Here is a 645-nt window from a genome sequence, read left to right as displayed (position 1 = left end):
CATTCGCTTTCGATCAAATCGACAAAGCGCCAGAAGAGAAAGCTCGTGGTATCACGATCAACACTTCTCACGTTGAATACGATACACCAACTCGTCACTACGCTCACGTAGACTGCCCAGGCCACGCTGACTATGTTAAAAACATGATCACAGGTGCTGCTCAGATGGACGGCGCAATCCTGGTTGTAGCAGCGACTGACGGCCCAATGCCACAGACTCGTGAACACATCCTGTTATCTCGTCAGGTAGGCGTACCTTTCATCGTTGTATTCATGAACAAGTGTGACATGGTAGACGACGAAGAGCTGTTAGAGCTGGTGGAGATGGAAGTTCGTGAACTTCTGTCAGACTACGATTTCCCAGGTGATGACCTGCCGGTAATCCGTGGTTCAGCTTTAAAAGGTCTGGAAGGCGATGCAACGTGGGAACCAAAAATCCTTGAGCTGGCAGCAGCTTTAGATTCTTACATCCCAGAGCCAGTACGTGCGATTGATAAGCCATTCATCATGCCAATCGAAGACGTATTCTCAATTGCTGGTCGTGGTACTGTAGTAACAGGCCGTGTAGAGCAAGGTATCGTTAAAGTAGGTGAGTCAGTAGAAATCGTTGGTCTGAAAGACACAGTGACTACTACTTGTACTGGTG

The 645-nt window shown here is 48.2% G+C and carries 1 protein-coding gene; it reads left to right on the top strand.

Annotated features, from left to right (window positions below; translation table 11 throughout):
* Positions 1 to 645 (top strand): GTP-binding protein (locus RHEIN_RS17995; RefSeq protein WP_008900408.1); only part of this gene is annotated, 645 nt, incomplete at both ends.

The sequence above is a fragment of the Rheinheimera sp. A13L genome (genome assembly GCF_000217935.1).
GTDB lineage: Bacteria > Pseudomonadota > Gammaproteobacteria > Enterobacterales > Alteromonadaceae > Pararheinheimera.
Note: the sequence above shows the minus strand (reverse complement) of the source record. Positions and strands in the feature narration are given on the sequence as shown.